The sequence below is a fragment of the Methylobacterium guangdongense genome, from assembly GCF_038442355.1.
GTDB classification, from domain to species: Bacteria; Pseudomonadota; Alphaproteobacteria; order Rhizobiales; family Beijerinckiaceae; genus Methylobacterium; species Methylobacterium guangdongense.
The window spans coordinates 527,474-550,400 of record NZ_JBBXMX010000003.1 but is presented as its reverse complement, the minus strand read 5'-3'; the positions used below and the strand labels follow the sequence as shown (position 1 = coordinate 550,400).

Genomic DNA, 22,927 nt, shown 5'->3' with positions numbered 1-22,927 from the left:
CGTCCACAGGAGCCGCAAACCTGTACCGGTCCAATCATTCCTTCCCGTCGTGCGCCGGCGCCGGCGCCTCATGGGCCGGGCACGTCGCCGTCCTCGCGCATGCCGCCCTGATCGACGAGCTGGAGACCTTTCCGAAGCCCGGCCTCGTCAGCCCGATCGATTCGGGCAGCCACGACGATATGGACGCCGATACCCTGCGGCGCAGCGCGGCGTCGCTCCAACCGTTCTTCGCGCAGCTTGCTGAGGCCGGCGCAAACGGCGCCGCGATGGCGGAACTGCGCGCGATCGGGATCCGGGCCGAGGCCGCGATGATGCGGGCGACCGGCGGGATCAACGCGCATCGCGGCGCCATCTTCTCGCTGGGCCTGATCTGCGCGGCGGCGGGCGCGATCGGCAGCGGCCCGGTTTCCGCGGAATCGTACGCGGAGACGGTCGGAACACGCTGGGGTGCCGAGATCGCCCGCGCTCCGGCATCCCCCACGAGCCACGGCGGCCGGGCGGTCCGGCGTTACGGCGTCGGCGGCGCCAGCGCGCAGGCGGCGGCGGGCTTCCCGGCGCTCCGGGCGGTCGGATTGCCGGCCCTGCGGTTGGGTCAAGCCCGCGCCCCCGACGATCCGGAAGCTGCGCGTGTCGATTGCTTCTTCGCCCTGCTCGCCGTGATCGACGACACCAACCTCCTCCATCGTGGCGGCTCGGACGGGCTGGCAACCGCGCGGGGACAGGCGGCGGCCTTCCGGGAGGCTGGCGGCATCGCTGCGCCGGGCTGGCGCGATCACGCGATCGCGGTCCATCGGGCCTTCGTGGCGGCGCGGCTCAGCCCCGGTGGATGCGCCGATCTCCTCGCCGCGACGCTCCTGCTCGAGGCCCTCGGGGCAAGTCCGCATCGCTGAGGCTGCGGGCCGCTTCGGTCGCATTCCATCGCGGCTTGGCCATACCCAGATAGGGAGTCCCGCCAACCCCTGCTTCGGCCACACCGTGACCTTGATCCGGATCGCGCTCCTCGCGCTCGCAGCCCTCTTCGTCGTGCCCGTCGCGATCTCCGCCACACTCTACTGGCTGCGCGCCAGTGGCGATTGGCGGTTCGCCGACCGCTCCAGTGCGGGACTGCTCCGGCCCGCCGAGAACGAGCCGGTTGCGATCGTCCGCATCTTCTCCGCGCGCACGGTGAGCTGGCGCGGCATCGTGGCGACGCACAGCTGGATCGTCATCAAGGGACCCGGCGAGCGCGCCTATCGGCGCTTCGACTACACGGCCTGGGGGCAACCGATCTGGATCGACCGCTTCGTGCCCGACGGGCGGTGGTTCGGAAACCCACCCGAGACGGTGTTCGCGGCGGACGGCCCGGCGGCCGAGGCGATGCTGCCGCGGATCCGAAAGGCCGTGGCCGAGTACCGCTATGCCCGGCCCGGCGACTACGTAGTCTGGCCGGGGCCGAACTCGAACACCTTCGTGGCCGCCATCATGGCGGCGGTGCCGGAGATTCGCGCCAGCTTGCCGACCACCGCGATCGGCAAGGATTTTCCCTATGATGGCCGATGGATCGGCTGGACACCCTCGGGGACGGGCGTCCGGGTCAATCTTGGCGGCTATGCGGGACTGACGATCGGCTGGGTCGAGGGGATCGAGCTGAACCTGCTCGGCGGCGTCGCCGGGATCGACCTGCGCCGGCCCGGCATCAAGCTGCCGGCCCTGGGGCGGGTCGGCATCTAGGGTCGGTCACCGACCGCATCCCGCGCCGGAGCAGCCCTGTGTTGGTCCGCTCCCGGCTATGACCCCATCACTCACGGTGCGAGGTCGTGGACCGGCTCATTCACCGGGGCGGGATTGCTGTTCAGCACGGTGCTAGCGGTCGGGACCGGCTTCAGCACCGCCCGGTCGATCTGCGGCGGCGCGGGCAGTTCGAGTGCCGCGCTCGTGGCGGCCCATTCCTGCGCGACGCGATCCGGGTCGTCGTTGAGCTTCGTGCCGTAACTCGGAACGATCTCGCGAATCTTGGCCTGCCATTCCGGCGTGGCGACGTTCTTGGCGAACACCTTCTCCAGCACCTGCAGCATGATCGGCGCCGCCGTGGAGGCGCCCGGCGAGGCGCCGAGCAGGGCGGCGATGCTGCCGTCCTTCGCGTTGACGATCTCGGTGCCGAGCTTCAGCACGCCGCCCTTCTGCGGATCGCGCTTGATGATCTGCACGCGCTGACCCGCCTGCCAGAGGCGCCACTCCTCCTTCTTGGCCTTGGGGAAGTACTCGCGCAGGGCCGCGATGCGGTCATCGTCCGACAGCATGAGCTGCCCGGCGAGGTACTCGACCAGCGGAAACTCATCCATGCCGACCCGCATCATCGGCCAGATGTTGCTGGTCGTGGTGGAGCTGAGGAGGTCGAGGTACGAGCCCTCCTTCAGGAACTTGGTCGAGAAGGTCGCGAACGGTCCGAACAGGATCACGCGCTTGCCGCCGAGCATCCGCGTATCGAGGTGCGGCACCGACATCGGCGGCGAGCCGACCGACGCCTTGCCGTAGGCCTTCGCGAGGTGGAGCGTGGCGACGTCCGGGTTGTCGTTGATCAGGAACGAGCCGCCCACCGGGAAGCCGGCATAGTCGTCGCCCTCCGGGATGCCGGACTTCTGCAGCAGGTGCAGCGCGCCGCCGCCCGCGCCGATGAACACGAACTTCGCGTCGACGCTCTGCCGGGATCCGTCCTTGAGGTTCTTCGAGGTCACCCGCCAGGAACCGTCCGCGTTCTTGACGATGCTCTCGACCTCTGTCGACAGCCGCAGATTGAAGCTCGGCTGCTTCTGCAGGTGGGCGACGTATTGCCGGGTCACCTCGCCCCACTCGCAATCGGTGCCGAGGGGCGACCACGTGGCGGCGACCTTCTGCTTGGGGTCGCGCCCGTCCATCATCAGCGGCACCCACTTGCGCAGCTGCTCCGGATCCTCCGAATACTCCATGCCGGCGAACAGAGGGCTCGCCTTCAGCGCTTCCCAGCGCTTCTTCAGGTAGGCGATGTTGTCGTCACCCCAGACGAAGCTCATGTGCGGCGTGTGGTTGATGAAGGCGTGGGGGTTCGTCATCACGCCGGTCTTGACCTGATGGGCCAGGAACTGGCGCGTCACCTGGAACGCCTCGTTGATCTCCACCGCCTTGGCGATCTCGATCTTGCCGTTCTTCTCGGGAGTGTAGTTCAGCTCCGCGAGGGCCGAGTGACCCGTGCCGGCATTGTTCCAGCCGTTCGAGCTTTCCAGCGCGACCTGATCCAGGCGCTCCACCATCTGGATCGACCAAGAGGGTTCGAGTTCGTTCAGCCAGACGCCGAGCGTCGCACTCATGATGCCGCCGCCGATCAGCAGCACGTCGACCTTGCCGTCGGCGGCCAGCGCCAGCGACGTCGGCAGCGAAGCCGCTGCCAGCCCCACCGCGGCGGTCCCCAGGAGCTGCCGCCGGCTCAGAGGTGGCACCGCCTGCGGCTTCCGATGGGGGAAGGGCGCGGTTTCGTCGTCGGCACGCATGGGCAGATCCCGGTTGGAGGGCGGACGCGCTTGGCGAGCACATCCGCGAACTGGACACGGCAGGGTCGGCGACGGGGTGCTCCGCGCCAGCCTTTCGGATCGTTTCCTCAGGATCGTCGGGCCAAGCCTCGGCATCGCCCGAGACCGGCCTGTCGCGCGTTGCGCCCGGGCTCACGCGCCAGCAGGTTGACGCGTGAACCGGATCAATCGGGCTGGGCCGCTCATTTGTTCTTGCCCGCCGCAGAGACTGAACCGAGCGTCAAAGACGCGTACGGATCCGACTCGACCGGTCGCATGAGACCGGCGACCTTCGCGGGAGGAAGCGCTGGCCTGTTCGGCACAGTCGCTGATCGCCGCCCTCATAGAGGATGAAGCTTGGCAGGACAATCACCGAAATGGCGTCGGCGCTCGGTCGAGTCGTCCGGGTGTGTCCGCCGGCTCGGCCCGGGTGCCTCGCGGCTCCGAGATCTGGATCAATACGAACGGAGAACGGGCGACATTCCGCCTGTTCCTCCGTCGACCCTGAGTGTCCGGTATGGCCCGAGCCGAAGTCTCGCGTAACCCAGGTTCGACTATCGGACGCGCTTGAATCGGACGAGGCTGCGCGACAGGCGTCCGGCGCCCCAGTTCGGCATGACGCGCCACGGGGTCGTGACCTCGGCGTCATCGCCGTCGAGGCGAACGGTGCGCCGCTGCTCGGTGCCGACCCAATCCGGCGCCCAGGCCGTCTCGACCGACGTCACCCACTGGTCCCCCTCGATCCGGTAGCGCCCGATGTAGGCGACGAGGCTCTTCATCAGCGCGGCGCGTTCGGCTTCGTTGGTGGCCGGCGTCCGGTCGCTGCCCTCCAGGTTAAACGCGACCCAGCCGTCGCGGGTGAAAATGGCGCGCCCGCGGGGCGTGCTGCCCATCGCGTCGATCAGCTGGCCTGTCTCCTTGTCCTCGACCTTGTAGGACACGAGTTCCCAGGTCCCGACGATACGGTCGGCCAGCGAAGCGTCCGTCCGGTCGGTCTGGTCGTGGCTTTGCGCGTGGGCTCGCGGCACCGCAAAGGGCATCCCGAGCGGCGATGCGATGACGGCGAGCGCTGCCAGCGCGCGGCCCAGATGTGTGCGTGATCTCGTGGAACGCATGTCGTCGATCGCCCTGTCGCGTTGCGGGCGTCCAACCCAGCGCTCCCATCCGATTCTGGCAAGCCTAATGCGTGACCGGTGCGGCGCGCCCCTCGCCGTTCGGCGCAACCGACGACCCGTGCCGCCCCGGCATCAGCCGCCGTTGCGTGCCAAGCGCGTCCGGCCGCCATCCGCCATCGTGGGCAGCGGATCCTGCGAGCCGGTCACTACGACGAGGCGCTGGATTTCGCCCCGGAGATAGGCCTGCAGGAACCGATCATAGTCGCGGAACGAGACGCAGCCGTTCGAATCACCGCGCGGTCCCAACATGAAGGTGTGGGCCAGCAACCCGACACGGCCATAGACCGCCTCGCTGCCGCCCACCGGGGTCAGCCGGATGGCCCGGACGCCGTGGAACAGCTGTTCGCGCTCGGTCAGATCGTAGGTTCCGGGCGGCGTCGGCCCCCGCATCCGCACGTTGACCAAGCGCGGCTCGTCCAGACCCTCGCCGAGCCCCGAATGCGCTTCGAGGCGCTCGCCGCTGGGCAGCGTCACGGTCCGCGCCGTGATGTTGTACACGGCGACGCCCGATGTCGCGCTCGGCTCGCGCGATGGGGCGAGCGGGGGCGAGATGCGCCGCTGTGGCGCGACATCCAGAGGCTTGCTCTCCAGCGCCGCGTAGGCCAGCGCCGGGGCCGGCTGCTCGATGCCGAACAGCTTCTCCAGGAACGAGCGCTCGTCTGCCGGCGGCGCGCCGGGCTGCGTCGGGGGAACATCGCGCCGGGCGATGCGGCGCTCGGACCTTCGGGCGAGCGCCGTCGTACCCGAGCCCCGGAATTCAGGCGGGCGCGGAACCGGAAGCGGCACGATCATGGCCGTGCGCGGCGCCTCGCTGGCCCCGCCTTCAGGAAGCAGAGCCATATCCGGCAGCGAATCGACGGGCGCGAGCTGCATCCAGGCCCAGTGGGCCGGCGGATTGTCGGCGCGGTCGGCTGTTGCGGTTCCGCCAGCGTCCGCCTCGGTCAGGGACGTCTCGGTGCCCGATGCCGCGGCGGCTTCGGGCGCATCCGCCGGCTGGTTCGCGGCCTCCGGCATGGCGTGTTGAGCCGCCAGAGCGAGATGCGTGGGGGCCGGCTTCAGATCGCGATCCCGGATGGCCGACCCGACGAGGGCTACGGCCAGCGCGCCGGTCAACACCGTCAGCGGTGCAAGGCAGGCGCGCCGCGACCGCTTGAAGTCCTGACCGTCTGCCGGCACCGATTCGATCGCCATGAAGATGCCCATGCTCCGCGTCGGGCGGGGGCAGAAGCGCTGTTCGGCGCGATGCCGAAATCGCGCGACCGGCAGACCTGCTCCGCTCGGTGCGAAACAGCGGGGGCGAATAGGCTTTTCTGCGGCAAGTCCATGGTCGATCTGGGATCGATCGAGACCATTTTCGGGCTTGGAGATTTGGCTCCGTCAAGTGTTCGGCAGCAGTATGGCTTTCGATATCTGTGTTGATCGCCGCATTCGTCGCGGCGCATCACGGCCCTCGGACCGGCGATTGCAGGATCTCGGATGGCCCGGGATGGATCGGTCCGACCGGCTCATCCGCAGGCTTGCCAGCGCCCGAGTGTTGAACCAGGAGCCGGGATCGAGCCCCGTGCCCGAAGGCATGGGACTCTGCATGCTCCAGCGCCGAAGCGGGATCTGCCCGGCGCCGTATCCGCCCTAATCGTTGTCGATCTGCCGCCCGAGCAGCGCGATGGCGCGCTCGTAGACCGGGGCGGCATTCCAGCCCTGGATCGCGGCGAAGTTCGGCTCGCCGGGCTGGTAGCCCGCGCCGGCCCGCCAGCCATGCGCCTTGAGGAAGTTGGCGGTGGACGACAGGGCCGCACCGACATTGTTGAGATCGCCGGTGCCGTAGGTCAGCACGTTCTTCGGCAGGAACTGCGTGTGGCCGACCTCCCCGTGGGCGGCCCCACGGGTGCTCGGCGTCAGCAGGCCGCGATCGACCAGCGTCAGCGCCGCGTAGAGCTGGTCCGTGAAGTACTCGGAGCGGCGGCAATCGTAGGCGAGGGTCGCCACGGCCGAGAGGGTGTTGACGTTGCCGCGCACCGCGCCGAACCCGGTCTCCATGCCCCAAATCGCCAGGAGCGGCCCCGGCGGCACGCCGTATCGCTGCTCGATCGAGTCGAACAGGGCCGCGTTCTGCCGCTTCAGCACACGGCCCCGGGAGACGATCGCCGGGCCGCCGCGCTTGGCCAGAAACTGGTCCAGCGACAGCTTGAAGCTGTGCTGACCACGGTCTGCCGAGATCGTGGCGGTCGAATACGTGGTGTTCTGCAGGGCCGCGAGGCTCGCCGCGCTGGCCCGGCCGCGCGCCTCTTGCGCAAAGTCCCGCTTCCACGCCTCGAAGCCGGCGGCGGTGTTGCCGCATTGCGCGGCGCTCGCCTGTCCGGCGCTCAAGGCAAGCCCGGCGATTGCCGCCATCGCGAAGGTCTGACGCCGCATCATGTCGATCACGCGAAACACTCCTTGGGCGCTTCAGCGCGCCTCATCCGCCCGGCGATACCCCGCGTTATCTCGGCGATATCACGGCGAGAAGATGTCGAAGACGCGAACTCCGGGATCCAACCTTCACATCCTTGCGGTTTCGCTAAACAACCGTTGCGTCTCGATGCCGGTCCGTTGGCCCCGCCCGTGATCCGCCGAGCGCCGCCGAATGGCCGTTCGGTCGGCCAGCTATCCCTTTGCCGGCAAGATCATCGCGCGATGCCTGGGTCATCAATGCAGTGTCTCGGGCCAAGGACGCCCTGACAAATTGATTTGCCGACGAAAATCGTTGGTCCGGTAGGGTTTTTCGAGCCGTCACAACGCTGTCAAACGACAGTCATAGCTTTGCCGGCGGAAAAAGGTCTCTGGAGAAGCGGCGTGGGGCTCATGACGAACCGGGCAGAACAATGCCCACCATCGTTCCGCGTCTCCTGATTCGCATCCAGCGTACCGCGATGTCGGCGATCCCAAGGATGGCGCACCGTTCGCCCGGGGCGTGCAGGCGCGAAGCCGCCGCGGACCCGGGAGCGACGGGCCCTGCGAATGCGCGGGCTGGCCTGATGCCGGACGCGTTCCGGCCGGGCAGCCCCTGACGGGCGCAGAGGCCACGACCCTTCGACGTTCCCACACCCGCCTTCGACTTGGCAGACAGCGAGACTGAACACCCATGGCTATCGGAATGCACGGCACCGGCTCATCGCGCGCAGGCGCACTCGGCCCCGATCTCGATCGCGACGGTGTCGCCAAGGCCTATGGGCGCTGGGCGCCGGTGTACGATCTGGTCTTCGGGCCGGTCTTCGCGCAGGGGCGAACCCTGGCGGCGGCCGCGGCGGAGCGGATCGGGGGTCGCATCCTCGAAGTCGGCGTCGGGACAGGCCTGTCCCTTCCGGCCTATCGGCGGGCGGCCAGCATCGTGGGCATCGATATTTCGGCGCCGATGCTCGAGAAGGCGCGCCAGCGCGTGGCGCGGCTTGGCCTGCGCAACGTCGAGCGCCTCGCCGTGATGGATGCCGAGCATCTCGACTTTCCCGACGCGTCGTTCGACGTGATCGTCGCGCAGTACGTGGTGACGGCGGTGCCGAACCCGGAAGCCGCGCTGGACGAGTTCGCCCGCGTTCTCCGCCCCGGCGGCGAGATCGTCATCACCACCCGCATCGGCGCCGAGGACGGCCTGCGCCGTACCGTCGAGCATGCCCTTGCGCCGATCACGAGCCGACTCGGCTGGCGGACCGAATTCGCCTGGAACCGCTACACCAGCTGGGCGGCCGGCGCTCCGGTCGAGATCGTCGAGCGCCGGGCGCTCCCGCCGCTCGGTCACTTTTCCCTCGTCCGGCTGCGCAAGCACGACGCCTGAGAGTCCGCGACGTCACCCCCGACCCACCACATTTCGACGAGGACGCACACCATGGCGAGCTTTCTGGAAGCTCTGCGCATCCAGCGCTGGGATGATCACCGGTACTACCACCACAATCGCGTCAACCAGAGCTTGCACGTCGTCAGTGCGATCAGCTTCCTGGTTGCCTACGCCCTGGCGTTCAAGGATCCGGCGACGGCCGCGCTGATCGGCTGGCTCATCGCCATGACGTCCCGGCAGGCCGGCCACCTCTTCTTCGAGCCGAAGGGCTACGACCACGTCAACGATGCCAGCCATGAGCACAAGGAAGAGATCAAGGTCGGCTACAACCTGCAGCGCAAGATCGTCCTGCTGGCGATCTGGGCCCTGTCGCCGCTGCCGCTCTACTTCGATCCCACCCTGTTCGGCCTGCTGTCACCGCACCAGACCACGGCGGACCTGATCCGCAACGTGGGCTGGATCTGGCTGTGGCTGGCCCTGGGGGGGCTGCTGTTCCGGATGGTCCAGCTGTTCTTCCAGCGCGACGTGCAGACCGGCATCGTCTGGGCCGCCAAGATCCTCACGGACCCGTTCCACGACATCAAGCTCTACCACAAGGCGCCGCTGGCGTTGCTGCACGGCGAGCTGGTCGAGGAGCACGAGCCGCACGAGCGCGGCGCCTGACACCCAACAGGTGCCAGGGGGACCGCCCGGCGCTGTGATCTGAACGGTCGGGATCCCAAAGGGCTTCGGCCCTTTGGCGGGGTATCGGGGCGGCGCCCCGATACCGGGCTTTGCCCGAACCCATCAAGGCTCCGCCCGGAACCCGCAAAAGGTCGCGACCTATCGAAACCGCTACTCCGGGGCGCGCAACCCGAGCCGGGCGCCGAACTTGCCCAAACGCACGGCCGCCACCTCCCGCAGGATCGAGCGGCGGATCGCCTTGTCGCTCGGTGCCGTCACATCCCACCAGCCATCGGCCCGCATGGTCTCGGCCGCCGCCACGAACCGCGCCGCCACGGCCTCGAAGGCCGCGTCGTCGTAGGCGAGGCTGAAGATCAGGCGGCCGGTCCCGACCCAGGACAGGGCCAGCCCCTCCGCGCGCAGGTAGAATTGCAGCATCCAGTTGTAGCGCGACGGCTTGGTGTACAGGACCGTCCAGACCGTCGACATGTTGGCCACGCGCACCGGCAGGTCGGCCTCCGCCAGCAGGGCGTTGAGCCGGGCCGCGCGCCGGTCCCAGGTCGCGTCGAGGTCGGCGTAGAGGGCGGCGACCTCCGGCGTGTCGAGTCGGTCGAGGAACGCGCCCATGGCACCCATCACGTAGGGGTGCGCGTTGAAGGTCCCGCGGGCGAAGCAGATGTCGACCGGGCGGTCGTCCCGATAACGCCGCATCAGATCGGCGCGCCCGCACAGGACGCCGACCGGGAGGCCCCCGCCCAGCGTCTTGCCGTAGGTGACCATGTCGGCCTGGAGGCCGAAGTAGTCCTGCGCGCCCCTGCGGGCGAGGCGGAAGCCGAGGAAGACCTCGTCGAGGATCAGCACGATGCCCCGCTCGGTGCAGACCGCACGCAGGTCTGCGAGCCATTTCGTGTAGGCGGCCCGGTCGAAGGCGGCCTTGCGCGCGCTGTCGACCAGGGCGGAGTCGGACGGCGCCCCGGCGTTGGGGTGCATGGCCTGCAGCGGGTTGACCAGCACACAGGCCACGTCCCGGCGGCGCGCGAGGACGCGCAGCGTCCGCGCCGACATGTCGGCCAGGGTGAGCGTGTCGCGGGTCGGCACCGGGTTGCCGATGCCGGGCTGCACCGCGCCCCACCAGCCGTGATAGGCCCCGCAGAAGCGCACGATCCGGCGGCGGCCGGTGTGGTAGCGGGCGAGCCGCACCGCCTGCATCACCGCCTCGGTCCCGGACATGTGGAACGAGACTTCGTCGAGGCCGGACAGCGCCTTGAGGCGCGCGACATTGCCGGTGACCACCGGGTGCAGCGGGCCGAGCACGGGCCCGAGGGCGGAAACGCGGGCGGTCCCCTCCTCCAGGCAGGACCTGTAGAAGTCGACGCCGAACAGGTTCACCCCGTAGGAGCCGGCAAGGTCGTAGAAGACGTTGCCGTCGAGATCCGTGAGCGTCACGCCCTCGGAGGCGGCCGCAAAGGCACCGGTCCCGAGATGCGCGCGGACATGCTGCGCGTACTGGAACGGCACCCGGTAGAGACCGGTGAACTGCAGGTCCGACAGGCCGTCGCGCACCGCCTCGGTCTCCGCGCGGGTGCGGGCGAAGCGCGTCCGGAACGCCTCGGAGAGCCGGGCGAAGCCGTTCTCGCGCCGGGCGGCCACGACCTCGTCGGGATCGTCCGAGCGGAAGAAGGCGCGCTCGGAATACGCGTAGTGCGGGATCAGCCCGGCGACGCGTCGCGCCATCCGGGCATGGCCGGTGAGCGAGGGATGTTTCGCCCGGGACAATCGCAGGCGCTGCGCGGCCCGCGGCAGGGCGAGGACCGCGGCGGCGGTCGTGGCGGACAGGGTGACGAGGAGTGCGGACATCGCTCCGCCCCCTATCGGAGGCACTTCACGGCATGATGACGATTGTTGGAGCGCCGCTGCGGCGGGTCCTGGCCCGGGTCGGCGCCCAGGAGGATCTGAACTTCCTCCTCACGAACCGCCTGCCGCGCCGGCTCGCCACGCGGTTCATGGGCTGGTTCAGCCGGATCGAGCAGCCCCTCGTCCGCGACGTCTCGATCGCCACGTGGCGCCTGTTCTGCGACGTCGACCTCAGCGACGCCCGCGACGCCGGCTTCCCGAGCCTCCACGCCGCCTTCATCCGGGCGCTCAGGCCCGGCGCGCGGCCGATCGCGGCCGATCCCACGATCCTGACCAGCCCCAGCGACGCGATCCTCGGGGCCCATGGGCGCATCGAGGCGGGGCGCCTGTTCCAGATCAAGGGCCTGTCCTATCGGCTCGCCGACCTGCTGGGGGACGACGCGGATCTGGCACGCGCGCACGAGGGCGGTTCCTACGCGACGCTCCGGCTCACCGCCGGGATGTACCATCGCTTCCACGCACCCCACGACCTGCAGGTCGAGTCGGTGCGGCACATCTGGGGCGATACCTGGAACGTGAACCCGATCGCGCTGAAGCGCGTCGAGGGTCTGTTCTGCCGGAACGAGCGGGCCGTCCTGCGCCTGCGGCTCGCCACGGGTGGCCATGCGGTCTCGCTGGTCCCGGTGGCGGCGATCCTGGTGGCGGGCCTGCGCCTGGGATTCCTGCCGGAGGGAACGGCGCTCCGGCGTACGAACGGCCGCCGCCTGCCTTGCTCAGCCCACCTCAGGAAGGGCGACGAGATGGGCTGGTTCGAGCACGGCTCGACCATCGTGGTGCTGACGCCGCCCGGCTTCGCCCTGTGCCCGACCCTGCGGGAAGGCGCGCGGCTGCGCATGGGCGAGCCTCTGATGTATCTGCCCGGTGCGCCCGAACCGCATAGCCGCTGAGGCCCGATTCGAGAACCAAGGGGTCCGCACGGTGGCACGGTCATTCGAGACCGTTGCGGTCTGCGCACCGGACCGGCAGGTCAGCCGTTCCAGGACCTGCCGGGCGGGCTTTCGCCGCGGCGCGAAGTTTGGCATTCTGGCTCCGTGAACCTCTGGCTCGCCCTCCGGCGCCTGTTGCCGCTCCTCGCGGTCCTCAGCCTCGCCCTGACGCCGGTGACCGCCCCCGCGGCCACGGCCGGCATGCATGCGTCGATGTCCCATGGGCCTCGGGCGGCGGCCATGGGCGCCCATGGCATGGCCGGGATGGCGCATGAATCCATGGGTCACCACGGGGCTGTCGCGCCCGACAGAGCCGGCCTGGACATGGACGACATGCCCTGCTGCCCGAAGGCGGACTTCGCCAAGCCGGATGCCGCAAAACCGGACTGCGCCAAGGGCTGCCCGCTGATGGCGTTGTGCCTGGGGAGCCTGACCTCCCTGCCGCCGGCCGCGCTCCCGATCCCGACGCCCGTCGGGGGGCGTGCGCGCGTGGCCTGGCCGGACCCGGCCTCCCTGTCCAGCGTGTCCGGGGCCCCGTTACCCGAGCCACCCCGAGCCTGAACCCGGTGCCGCCGGCGCTAGCGCCGGCACGATGACGCGCGTCCGCGCGCCATCGCCCATCGCGTTCAGGAGACCAAACCCGTGATCAAGAATCCCTTCGCGCGCGCCGTGCCGGCCGCGCTGCTTTGCGCCGTCGCGTCGGTGTCGGCGATGACCCTGCCCGCCCGGGCCGACATCAAGGACTATCAGTTCCAGCTCCTGCAGCAGGAGGCGAAGGTCGGCGAGGCCGTCGTCGCCGTGCGCCTCGTCGACAGCCGGACCGGCAAGCCCGTGCCCGACGCCGTGATCTTCGCCAAGCGGCTCGACATGGCCCCCGACAGCATGCAGGAGATGGTCACCCGGATCGAGCAACTCCCCTCCACCGAGCCCGGCATCTACCGCTTCAAGGCGAAGCTCTCGATGGCCGGCGGATGGCGGCTCTCGCTCGGGGCGAAGGTCCAGGGCGAGACCGGCACGGTCGAGGACAAGCTGGTCTTCCAAGCCGTCAAATGAGCCGGGCGGCATGGCTTGTCGGAACCCTGGCCGCGTTCGCGGCCGGGGTCACCGGCTATACGGCGGGGCACGCCGACAACCCCGTGCCGGCGCTCGTGGAGCGGGCCCGGTCCGCGTTCGGCACCGCTGTGCCCGACCGCGTGCGGGCGCGGTTCACCGGCTGGTTTCCCGATGCCCCGACCCGTGCAGGCTCGCCCGTGCAGCCGACCGGGCCCGTGATCTACTACCGGGATCCCGACGGGAAGCCGATTTACTCGGCATCGCAGATGGCGACCGAGGATGGGCGCCCATTCCAGCCGGTGCACGCAGGCGAGGACGTGAGCTTCGGCAGCGCCGATGCAGACAAGCCCACGTCCTCCGGTATGGCGGGTCAGGACACGCCGCAGGGTGAGGCCGCCAAGTCCGCCGGCGCCCGCCGGCTGCTCTACTTCCGCAACCCGATGGGGCTGCCCGACACCTCGCCGGTGCCCAAGAAGGACTCGATGGGGATGGATTACATCCCCGTCTACGCGGACGAGGATGCGGGCGGGTCCGCCGTCACCCTCTCGCCCGACAAGGTCCAGCGCACCGGCGTGCGGACCGAACGCGTCGCGCGGCACGTGGTGGCGCAGCCGGTGCGGGTGCCCGGAACCCTGGCGCTCGACGAGCGGCGCGTCACCATCGTGGCGACCCGCTCGGATGCCTACGTCGATCACGTCGAGAACGTCACCACAGGGGACCGGGTCCGCAGGGGCCAGCCCCTGGTCCATGTGTATTCGCCCGAGATCAACGCCGCCGCCGCCCAGCTCATCGCCAACCCGGGCTTCGACGGTGCCCGACGGCGCCTGCAGAACCTGAACGTCTCCGAGGCCGTCATCGACGAGATGGAGCGCACCCGGAAGGTGCCGATGGCTATCACGTGGTCCTCCCCGCGCGACGGCCTCGTCCTGCAGCGGAACGCCATCGAGGGCATGAAGGCCGCCGCCGGCGACACCCTGTTCCGCATCGGCGACATCGCCACGATGTGGGTGCTGGCCGACGTGCCCGAGCGCGACCTCGCCGGGGTGCGGGTCGGGCAGGCCGTCACCGTGCGGCTGCGATCGGCGCCGGGTCGGACCTTTTCGGGCAAGGTGGCGGTCATCTATCCGCAGGTGAACCCCGAGACGCGGACCACGCGGATTCGCATCGAGCTGCCGAATTCAGACGGCACGCTCCTGCCCGACATGTACGCCGACGTGGAGATCAACACCGGCGACGCGACCGCGGTGGTGGCCGTCCCGGATGACGCCGTGATCGACACGGGCGAGCGGCAGATCGTGCTGCTCGACCGCGGCGAAGGCCGCTTCGAGCCGAAGGCCGTGACGGTCGGGGTCCGGGGCGCCGGCTACACCGAGATCCGAGACGGCGTCTCGGTCGGCGACCGGGTGGTCACGGCGGCCAATTTCCTGATCGATGCCGAGAGCAACCTGAAGGCGGCGCTCCAGTCCCTGGCCGCACCGAAGGTCGACCGGCAGGCCGCGAATGCAGGGGGGACGCCATGATCGCGCGCCTCATCGGCTGGTCGGCCCGCAATCTCGTCCTCGTGCTGATCGGGACGGTCTTCGCCGTGGCGGCCGGGGTTCTGGCGCTGCGTACCCTGCCCCTGGACGCCATCCCCGACCTCTCGGACGTGCAGGCCATCGTCTACACCGAGTATCCGGGGCAGGCCCCCCAGGTGGTCGAGGATCAGGTCACCTACCCGCTCACCACCGCCATGCTGACGGTGCCGAAGGCCAAGGTGGTCCGCGGCTTCTCGTTCTTCGGCGTGTCTTTCGTCTACGTGATCTTCGAGGACGGCACCGACCCCTATTGGGGCCGCTCGCGGGTGCTCGAATACCTGAACGGCGTGGCCAGCCGTTTGCCGGCCGGGGTCACGCCGACGCTCGGCCCCGACGCCACCGGCGTGGGCTGGGTCTATCAATACGTCGTGGTGGCGAAGGAGCGGACGCTCGCCGAGCTGCGCTCCCTGCAGGACTGGGTCATCCGCTTCGGGGCGTCGCGCGCCGAGGGTGTCGCCGAAGTCGCGAGCATCGGCGGCTTCGTGAAGCAGTACAACGTGGTGGTCGATCCGAACCGGCTCCGCGCCCAGGGCATCTCCCTCGACAGGCTGCGCGACGCGATCCGGGCCAGCAACGCCGATGTCGGCGGGCGCACCGTCGAGCTGTCCGAATTCGAGTTCATGGTCCGGGGCCGCGGCTACCTGAAGAACATCGCCGATATCGAGACTATCGTGCTGAAGACCTCCGGTGGTGCGCCGCTGCGCGTGCGCGACGTCGCGCGGGTCGAACTCGGTCCGGACGAGCGGCGCGGCATCGCCGAGATGAATGGCGACGGCGAGGTGGCGGGCGGGATCGTCCTGCAGCGCTACGGTGCCAACGCCCTCTCGGTCATCGAGGGCGTGAAGGCGAAGCTCGCCGAGGTCGCCCGGAGCTTGCCGGCCGGGACGGAGATCCTGCCGGTCTATGATCGCTCACAGCTGATCGATGCCGCCATCGACACCTTGCGGCATACGCTGGTCGAGGAGAGCATCGTCGTCTCCCTCGTCTGCGTCGTCTTCCTGCTCCACGTCCGGAGCGCGCTGGTGGCCATCCTGATGCTGCCGGTCGGCATCCTAGTGGCGCTCGCCGGCATGAAGGCGCTCGGACTGGGGGCCAACATCATGAGCCTCGGCGGCATCGCCATCGCGGTCGGCGCCATGATCGATGCCGCCATCGTCATGATCGAGAATGCCCACAAGCACCTGGAGCGGGCGCCGCCGGGGACGCCGCGGATCGAGATCCTGATCCGGGCGGCGTCCGAAGTGGGGCCCTCCCTGTTCTTCTCGCTCCTGATCATCACGGTGAGCTTCCTGCCGATCTTCACCCTGGAGAGCCAGGAGGGCCGGCTGTTCGGGCCCCTCGCCTACACCAAGACCTTCGCGATGGCGGCCGCCGCGCTCCTGTCGGTGACCCTTGTCCCGGCGCTCATGGTGCTGTTCGTGCGCGGACGGATTATCCCGGAGCACCGCAACCCGCTGAACCGGCTGCTGATCGGGCTGTACCGGCCGCTGATTGCGGGCGTGCTGCGCGCCCGGGTGCTCACCATCCTGCTCGCCGTGGGCGTGCTGGCGGCGACCGCTTGGCCGGCGCGGCAGCTCGGCTCGGAGTTCATGCCCGATCTCGACGAGGGCAGCCTGCTCTACATGCCGACGACCCTGCCGGCCCTCTCGGTGACGAAGGCCGGCGAACTCCTCGCCACCCAGGACCGGATCATCAAGAGCTTCCCCGAGGTGGCCTCGGTCTACGGCAAGGCCGGGCGTGCCGGCACGGCGACGGATCCCGCCCCCATGGAGATGTTCGAGACGGTCATCGCCCTGAAGCCGAAATCCGAATGGCGGCCGGGCATCACCCTCGCCGGCCTCAAGGCCGAGATGGACGCCGCGCTGCAATTCCCGGGCGTCTCGAACGCCTGGACCCAGCCGATCCGCGCCCGCATCGACATGCTCTCGACGGGCATCCGCACGCCGGTCGGCGTGAAGGTGCTGGGCACCGACCTGAAGGCCATGGAGGGCGTCGCCCGGCAGGTCGAGGCTGTCGTCCGGACCGTGCCGGGCACGTCGAGCGCCTATGCCGAGCGCGTGATGGGCGGCTACTTCCTCGACATCACGCCCGATCGCGACGCGCTCGGGCGCTACGGCCTGACGGTGGGCGACGTGCAGGCCGTCATCGCGACGGCCCTCGGCGGACAGGCCGTGACGAACACGGTCGAGGGGCGGGAGCGCTACACCGTCAACGTCCGCTATCCGCGCGCCTTCCGCTCGGACCCGGGCGCCATCGCCGACGCGGTTCAGGTGCCGCTGCCCGCGGGCGGCACGGTGCCGCTGCGCGAGGTGGCGACGGTCGCGCTGACCCGGGGGCCGACCTCGATCCGCACCGAGAACGGGCAACTCGCGGTCTACCTCTTCGTCGACATCGCCGGACGGGACCTGGGCGGATACGTCACCGATGCGCGTAAGGCGGTGGCGGACGCCGTGCGGTTGCCGGAGGGCACCACGCTGCAATGGAGCGGGCAGTACGAATACCTCGAACGGGCCGAGGCGCGCCTGCGGATCGTGGTGCCGCTGACGCTGCTCGTCGTCTTCCTGCTCCTGTACCTGAACTTCCGGCGCCTGACCGAGACGCTGATCGTGATGCTGTCGCTGCCCTTCGCCCTGGTCGGCGGGGTGTGGCTGCTCTGGGGGATGGGCTTCAACCTGTCGGTCGCGGTGGCGGTGGGCTTCATCGCGCTGGCCGGCGTCGCCGCGGAGACCGGCGTGATCATGCTGGTCTACCTCGACCATGCCTGGGACGAAGTCCGGGCCGCGTGCGGACGCGAGGACCGTGCCCCGACGCGGGATGACCTGCGCCGCGCCATCATGGTCGGCGCGGTCGAGCGGGTGCGCCCGAAGATGATGACGGTGGTCGCCATCATGGCCGGCCTTGTCCCGATCCTCTGGAGCACGGGCGCGGGCTCCGAGGTCATGCAGCGCATCGCCGTGCCGATGATCGGCGGCATGGTCTCCTCCTCCGCGCTCACCCTGGTGGTGATCCCCGCCGTCTACGCGCTTGTGAAGGGCTGGGGGCTGCCGCCGGGCAACCGAGACGGCGTGATGACCGTCGACGAGCCAACGCACCAACGGGCCGCCGCCTAGCGATGCCCCCGACCCCCCTCAACAAGGAGCCGTTCATGTCGTCAGCCGTCCGCAAGGCCACCCTGTATCGGATGGTCACCCCCGAACACACCTGCCCCTATGGCCTGAAAGCCAAGGATCTCCTCGAACGCCAGGGCTTCGAGGTCGAGGATCACCTCCTGACCGACCGGGCGGAGACCGACCGCTTCAAGGCCGAGCATCAGGTCAAGTCGACGCCGCAGACCTTCATCAACGGCGAGCGCGTCGGCGGCTTCGACGATCTGCAGCGCCATTTCGGCAAGGCCGCCAACGACCCGAACGCCACCACCTACACGCCAGTCATCGCGGTGTTCTCGATGACGGCGCTGATGGCGCTGGCGGCGAGTTACGCCGTGTACGGCACGCCGCTGACGATGCGCGCGGCCGAGTGGTTCATCGCCTTCAGCATGTGCGTGCTCGCCCTGCTGAAGCTGCAGGATGTCGAGAGCTTCTCGTCGATGTTCCTGGGCTACGACCTGCTCGGCCGCCGCTGGGTTCGCTACGCCTACGCCTACCCGTTCCTGGAGGGCATCGCCGGCGTCCTGATGGTGGCGGGCGCCCTGAACTGGATCTCCATTCCCGTGGCGCTGTTCATCGGCACGATCGGAGCCGTCTCGGTGTTCAAGGCGGTCTACGTCGACAAGCGCGACATCAAGTGCGCCTGCGTCGGCGGAGCGAGCAAGGTGCCGCTCGGCTTCGTCTCGCTGACCGAGAACGTGATGATGGTCGCCATGGCCGTCTGGATGCTGGCGGTACACCATTGAGCGCAGCCTTCGCCGCCCCGGGCTGGCTCCATGCCCTCGCCATCGCGTCCCTCCTGCTGGGGGCCCCCTGCGCGCTGCTGCTCTCGGTGCAGGTGATCCGGCACCCGCAGCACATGACGGTGATGAACGTCGTCTGGCCGGTCTGCGCCCTGTTTGGCACGCTGGCCGTGGTCTGGGCGTACTTCCGCTTCGGGCGACTCGCCACGATGGAGGCCCACCACCGCGCGATGGAGCGGAGCGAGAAGCCCCCGAACATGACCCGGACACCGTTCCCGGTGGCAGTCGGGACCGGGGCACTGCACTGCGGCAGCGGCTGCATGCTGGGCGACGTCGTTGCCGAGTGGCTCGCCTTTCTGGTGCCTGCGGTGGCGGTCTGGTTCGGCTGGCACTCTTTGTTCGACGAGAAGATGTACGCTGTCTGGGGGCTGAATTTCGTCTGTGCCTTCGCCCTCGGCATCGTCTTCCAGTACTACGCCATCGTGCCGATGCGCGGCCTCTCGCCCGGCAGAGGGCTGATCGCCGCCATCAAGGCCGACACGCTGTCGCTGATCGCCTGGCAGGTCGGCATGTACGGTTTCATGGCCTTCGCCCAGTTCAGTCTGTTTCCGCATCTCGCGGGGCGGCAGGCGCCGGTGAATGTCGTGGAGTTCTGGGCCGCCATGCAGATCGCGATGATCGCGGGGTTTCTGACCAGCTACCCAGTGAACTGGTGGCTCGTCCGCTCCGGCATCAAGGAACGCATGTGATCGACATCGACGAGTGTAGCCAATCCTGCGCCTGCGCCCGGCCGTTACGTCGTGTGCTCGATAGTCCTCCGTAGGTGCGTACCGAATGCGGTGAGCGCGGATCCATGGAAAGGCGCGATGTCGATTAAACTTCTTCATTGTGCTCTCAGTCGAACCGATCAAGTCGCTGAGGCAGTTGCTTGCGCAGCTTCGGCAGCGTGTTGCAGCCATGGCCCAGACACCATCATCGTAATTACGAGGCGAACCCGACGGTAGCCGTCGTCCCCCCGTGAGACCACGACCATTTCGGCTCTCGTCCTCTCCCGTCTCCGCGCCGGCGTCGTCGCCAGCCCGCCGCCGCCTCTGCCGAGGTATGGCGTCGCGACGCTGGTGGTCCTGGCCGTCGCGGCGCTGCGCTTCGCGCTGTTTGCCGACTTCGCCCCGTGGTTCCTGTTCACCCCCGCCATCGTGGTGGTGACGCTGCTCGGGGGCGGGGCCGGGCTGTGGGCCACGCTGCTCTCGTGCATCTGCGCGGCCTACGTGCTCCTGGACAGCACGGCGTTCGGCATCCTCTCGCCGATAGAATGGGCGGCCTCCACGATCTACGCCGCAACGGCCGCCGGCCTCGTCGGGCTCGTGGTCGCCCTCCAAAAAGCGTTCCTGGCCACCGATGCCGCGCAGGACGAGCTGCGGCGCGCCGCGACGTCCGCAGCCAAACGCGAGGCGTTCCTGACGAGCGTTTTGTCCAGCTCGACGGACTGCATCAAGGTTCTCGACCTCGACGGCAAGCTGACCTTCATGAGCGAAGGCGGACAACGCGTAATGGAAATCAGCGACTTCAACGCGATCTCCGGATGCCTGTGGCCCGATTTCTGGACGGGCAACGGCCACGCAGAGGCCGTGGCGGCGGTCGAGGGCGCCCGCGAGGGGCGCTCGGCCAGCTTCGTGGGACGTGCCAGCACCATGCGGGGCACGCCCAGATGGTGGCATGTTGCGATCAGTCCGATCCGGGGCCTGGACGGCAAGCCCGACCGGATCCTGTCCGTCTCGCGCGACATCACGGCGCTGCGATAGAGCGAGGAGGAGCGCGACCGCTTCGTGCGCTTGGCCGAGAACAGCACCGACTTCATCGCCATGGCGCATGTCGACGGCCGGATCTTCTACATGAACGATGCCGCCCGGGACTTGGTGGGGCTGGGCAAATTCGACATCGCCAACCTCGCCATGGCGGACTTCTTTCCGCCGGAGACTGCGGCGCGGGTGGTCAACGAGATCCTGCCCGCGGTGGGGCGGGACGGCCACTGGGCGGGCGAGTTGACCGTCCGCCATTTCGACACGGGGGCCTTGATCCCGGTGCTCTTCACGGCCTTCCCCGTCACCGACCCGGATGGCAACACCCTCGGCTACGGAACCGTCACGCGCGACTTCCGCGCTCGCAAACGGGCCGAGGACGACCTGCGGTTATTGAACGGCGAGTTGGCCCACCGGTTGAAGAACGTGCTGGCGGTAGTCCAGTCCATCGCCCTGCAGACCCTGCGCAGCGCCACCGATCTGCGGTCCGCGAGTGAGAACCTGTCCGCGCGCTTGGTCGCGCTGGGGGCGGCCACCGACGTTCTGACCGGGGCCTCGTGGCGCTGTGCCGACCTGCGCACCCTCGCGGAGCATGCCCTGGCGCCCCACGGGGAACTCGGCACGCGCATCACCCTCGACGGTCCCGCCGTCACCCTGCAGCCACAGGTGGCGGTCGCCCTCCACGAGCTCGCGACGAACGCTGCCAAATACGGCGCCCTCTCGAAGGATCCCGGCCGTGTCCGCGTGGCGTGGCAGGTCGACGGAACGGGGCCGGACGCTCGCTTCCGTCTCACGTGGCGTGAGCAGGGTGGGCCGCCCCTGTCGATGCCGACTCGGCGCGGCTTCGGCTCGACCCTGATCGAACGCTCGCTGCGCTCCTATTTCGGTGGCACGGCGGAGACCGAATTCCCGCCGGACGGCTTGCGGTTTACGCTGGACGCCCCTCTGGGCGATGCGGCTTTCCAGGGTGGGACTGCGTAGCGGTGGGTCAGAGCACGCCGATCGGTGAGAAGACGGTCCTCGTGGTCGAGGACGAGGCGCTCCTGCGCTTCGACATCGTCGATTTCTTCGCGGAACGGGGCTGGCGCGTCTTCGAGGCCGGCAACGCGGAGGAGGCGATCGCCCTGCTGTACCGGCACGGCGAGATCCGCGTCGTGCTGACCGACGTGCAGATGCCCGGCGGCATGGACGGGCTGAAGCTCGCCCATTACGTCTGCGATCGTTTCCCGCCGACGCTCCTCTTCGTGGTCTCGGGCGAGGGCCCGGTGATGCGGGAAGCCCTTCCGGCCCGGGCCACCTTCCTGCCCAAGCCGTTCGATCTGAACAGGGTTCTGCGCCAGATCGACGGGAGCGGGATCGCGATCCCGCGGACGTAGCGAGCGGCCATCGCCGCCGCAAAGAGCGTTGACCATGCACCGATAGGGCCGTGAGACGCGATCGCTGTTGCGTGCCAGGAAGAAAAGGCCAGCACCGTACGTTTGAACACGGCCGCACCGACGCACGGACATTCCCGTGGAGGTGCCGGTCGGTCAGAGCATGCCGACGATGCGCGTCTCTTCGACGGGCGCAAAGTGATTGAGGAGAACCGTGTGAGCGTCGGATTGATCGCCCTGCTGGACGATGTCGCCTTCATGGTCAGGACGGCGGCGGCGTCCCTCGACGATGTGGCGGGCCAAGCCGCCCGGGCCGGAACGAAGGCGGCGGGCGTGGTCATCGACGATGCCGCGGTGACGCCGCGCTACGTCGTGGGCTTCGCGGCGGAGCGCGAGCTGCCCATCGTCGGCAAGATCGCCCTGGGCTCGCTCAAGAACAAGATCCTGTTCCTGCTGCCGGGCGCCCTCGTGCTCAGCACCTTCGCGCCCTGGGCGATCACGCCGCTCCTGATGCTGGGCGGCGCCTATCTCTGCTACGAGGGCGCCGAGAAGGTCTATGAGGCCTTATCCGCCCATCCGGGTCACGGCGCGGAGGCGGACGGCGCGGGCGACGTCGGGGGCGATCAGGCGCGGGAAGATCGGCGCGTGGCGAGTGCGATCAAGACCGATTTCATCCTGTCGGCCGAGATCATGGCCATCACCCTGGCGGCTTTGCCGGAGGGCAGCGTCTGGATGCGTGCGGCCGTGCTGGCCATCGTGGCCGTGGGCATCACGGCGGGCGTCTACGGCGTGGTCGCGCTGATCGTGAAGGCTGACGATGCGGGCCTCGCGCTGGCCCGCAGCGCCGCGAGGCCGCCCCTCGGCAGCCTCATCCGCGGTCTCGGGCGCGGCGTGGTCAAGGGCATGCCGGTTCTGCTGCAGATCCTGGCCGTCGTGGGTACGGCGGCGATGATCTGGGTCGGCGGCGGCATCCTGATGCACGGGCTGGAAACCTACGGCCTTTCGGCACCGGCGCACCTGACCCACGATGTTGCGACCGCCGCCGCGTCGCGCGTGCCCTTCGCCAGCGGTTTTGTCGAATGGCTGGTCACCGCAGTCGCGTCCGGCCTGATCGGGCTGGTGGTCGGAGGCCTGTTGATCCCGCTGACGAGCCGCGTTCTGGCGCCGGCCTGGCGACGCCTGTCCCGCCTCTGGCCCAGTCGGACCTGACGGGATCGTTTGGCCCGCGC

General features: G+C 69.3%; 20 protein-coding genes. 15 read left to right on the top strand and 5 right to left on the bottom strand.

The window, feature by feature from the left end; genetic code table 11:
- The first annotated feature begins 20 nt into the window (after window positions 1-20).
- Window positions 21-890: a triphosphoribosyl-dephospho-CoA synthase MdcB gene (mdcB, locus tag AAHG09_RS09730; RefSeq protein WP_342106837.1), complete on the top strand. Its 870-nt coding sequence runs from the start codon at window positions 21-23 to the stop codon at window positions 888-890.
- An 85-nt stretch (window positions 891-975) separates the two neighbouring features.
- Window positions 976-1,710, top strand: a complete 735-nt coding sequence (locus tag AAHG09_RS09725; protein WP_342106808.1) for a DUF3750 domain-containing protein — start codon at window positions 976-978, stop codon at window positions 1,708-1,710.
- A 71-nt stretch (window positions 1,711-1,781) separates the two neighbouring features.
- Here the strand turns inward: AAHG09_RS09725 and mqo are convergent, their stop codons facing one another.
- The 4 genes from mqo to AAHG09_RS09705 all read right to left on the bottom strand — a co-directional run bounded on the left by mqo (window position 1,782) and on the right by AAHG09_RS09705 (window position 7,111).
- Window positions 1,782-3,503, bottom strand: a complete 1,722-nt coding sequence (gene mqo / locus AAHG09_RS09720; RefSeq protein WP_342106807.1) for a malate dehydrogenase (quinone) — start codon at window positions 3,501-3,503, stop codon at window positions 1,782-1,784.
- A 572-nt stretch (window positions 3,504-4,075) separates the two neighbouring features.
- Entirely contained in the window at window positions 4,076-4,549 is a 474-nt protein-coding gene (locus AAHG09_RS09715; protein ID WP_342106806.1) for a lipocalin-like domain-containing protein, read from the bottom strand.
- Window positions 4,550-4,768: 219 nt separating this feature from the next.
- Window positions 4,769-5,887, bottom strand: coding sequence for a DUF2778 domain-containing protein (locus AAHG09_RS09710; protein ID WP_342106805.1), 1,119 nt, complete (start codon window positions 5,885-5,887; stop codon window positions 4,769-4,771).
- 438 nt (window positions 5,888-6,325) lie between these two features.
- Complete coding sequence (locus tag AAHG09_RS09705) at window positions 6,326-7,111, bottom strand: lytic murein transglycosylase (RefSeq protein WP_342106836.1); 786 nt, start codon at window positions 7,109-7,111, stop codon at window positions 6,326-6,328.
- Window positions 7,112-7,817: 706 nt separating this feature from the next.
- On the opposite strand from AAHG09_RS09705, the gene AAHG09_RS09700 reads away from it, so the two are divergent.
- Window positions 7,818-8,504, top strand: a complete 687-nt coding sequence (locus AAHG09_RS09700) for a class I SAM-dependent methyltransferase (RefSeq protein WP_342106804.1) — start codon at window positions 7,818-7,820, stop codon at window positions 8,502-8,504.
- A 51-nt stretch (window positions 8,505-8,555) separates the two neighbouring features.
- A complete protein-coding gene (locus AAHG09_RS09695) occupies window positions 8,556-9,167 on the top strand; it encodes a hypothetical protein (RefSeq protein WP_342106803.1) in 612 nt (203 codons plus the stop codon).
- A gap of 171 nt (window positions 9,168-9,338) precedes the next feature.
- Here AAHG09_RS09695 and AAHG09_RS09690 read toward each other — a convergent pair whose 3' ends face one another.
- Window positions 9,339-11,024, bottom strand: coding sequence for an aminotransferase class III-fold pyridoxal phosphate-dependent enzyme (locus AAHG09_RS09690; protein WP_342106802.1), 1,686 nt, complete (start codon window positions 11,022-11,024; stop codon window positions 9,339-9,341).
- A gap of 32 nt (window positions 11,025-11,056) precedes the next feature.
- Here AAHG09_RS09690 and asd point away from each other — a divergent pair, with 32 nt between their 5' ends.
- From asd to AAHG09_RS09630, 11 genes are all read left to right on the top strand, one after another.
- A complete protein-coding gene (gene asd / locus AAHG09_RS09685) occupies window positions 11,057-11,968 on the top strand; it encodes an archaetidylserine decarboxylase (protein WP_342106801.1) in 912 nt (303 codons plus the stop codon).
- A gap of 144 nt (window positions 11,969-12,112) precedes the next feature.
- A complete protein-coding gene (locus AAHG09_RS09680; RefSeq protein ID WP_342106799.1) occupies window positions 12,113-12,568 on the top strand; it encodes a hypothetical protein in 456 nt (151 codons plus the stop codon).
- 81 nt (window positions 12,569-12,649) lie between these two features.
- Window positions 12,650-13,060 (top strand): FixH family protein, encoded by a 411-nt coding sequence (locus tag AAHG09_RS09675; protein ID WP_342106797.1) that lies wholly within the window; start codon window positions 12,650-12,652, stop codon window positions 13,058-13,060.
- Complete coding sequence (locus AAHG09_RS09670) at window positions 13,057-14,580, top strand: efflux RND transporter periplasmic adaptor subunit (protein WP_342106796.1); 1,524 nt, start codon at window positions 13,057-13,059, stop codon at window positions 14,578-14,580. Before AAHG09_RS09675 ends, AAHG09_RS09670 begins: the two co-directional genes overlap by 4 nt.
- Window positions 14,577-17,747, top strand: a complete 3,171-nt coding sequence (locus tag AAHG09_RS09665) for an efflux RND transporter permease subunit (protein WP_342106794.1) — start codon at window positions 14,577-14,579, stop codon at window positions 17,745-17,747. The genes AAHG09_RS09670 and AAHG09_RS09665 overlap by 4 nt, the downstream gene beginning before the upstream one ends.
- A gap of 35 nt (window positions 17,748-17,782) precedes the next feature.
- Window positions 17,783-18,529, top strand: a complete 747-nt coding sequence (locus AAHG09_RS09660; RefSeq protein WP_342106793.1) for a glutaredoxin — start codon at window positions 17,783-17,785, stop codon at window positions 18,527-18,529.
- Window positions 18,526-19,275: a DUF4396 domain-containing protein gene (locus AAHG09_RS09655; RefSeq protein WP_342106792.1), complete on the top strand. Its 750-nt coding sequence runs from the start codon at window positions 18,526-18,528 to the stop codon at window positions 19,273-19,275. Before AAHG09_RS09660 ends, AAHG09_RS09655 begins: the two co-directional genes overlap by 4 nt.
- Before the next feature lie 369 nt (window positions 19,276-19,644).
- On the top strand, window positions 19,645-20,328 hold the full coding sequence (locus tag AAHG09_RS09650; protein WP_342106790.1) for a PAS domain-containing protein: 684 nt from the start codon (window positions 19,645-19,647) through the stop codon (window positions 20,326-20,328).
- Between the two features lie 24 nt (window positions 20,329-20,352).
- A complete protein-coding gene (locus AAHG09_RS31915; protein ID WP_412760008.1) occupies window positions 20,353-21,306 on the top strand; it encodes a sensor histidine kinase in 954 nt (317 codons plus the stop codon).
- A gap of 2 nt (window positions 21,307-21,308) precedes the next feature.
- Window positions 21,309-21,701, top strand: a complete 393-nt coding sequence (locus tag AAHG09_RS09635; RefSeq protein WP_342106789.1) for a response regulator — start codon at window positions 21,309-21,311, stop codon at window positions 21,699-21,701.
- A 213-nt stretch (window positions 21,702-21,914) separates the two neighbouring features.
- Complete coding sequence (locus AAHG09_RS09630) at window positions 21,915-22,907, top strand: DUF808 domain-containing protein (protein WP_342106786.1); 993 nt, start codon at window positions 21,915-21,917, stop codon at window positions 22,905-22,907.
- Window positions 22,908-22,927: the final 20 nt, after the last annotated feature.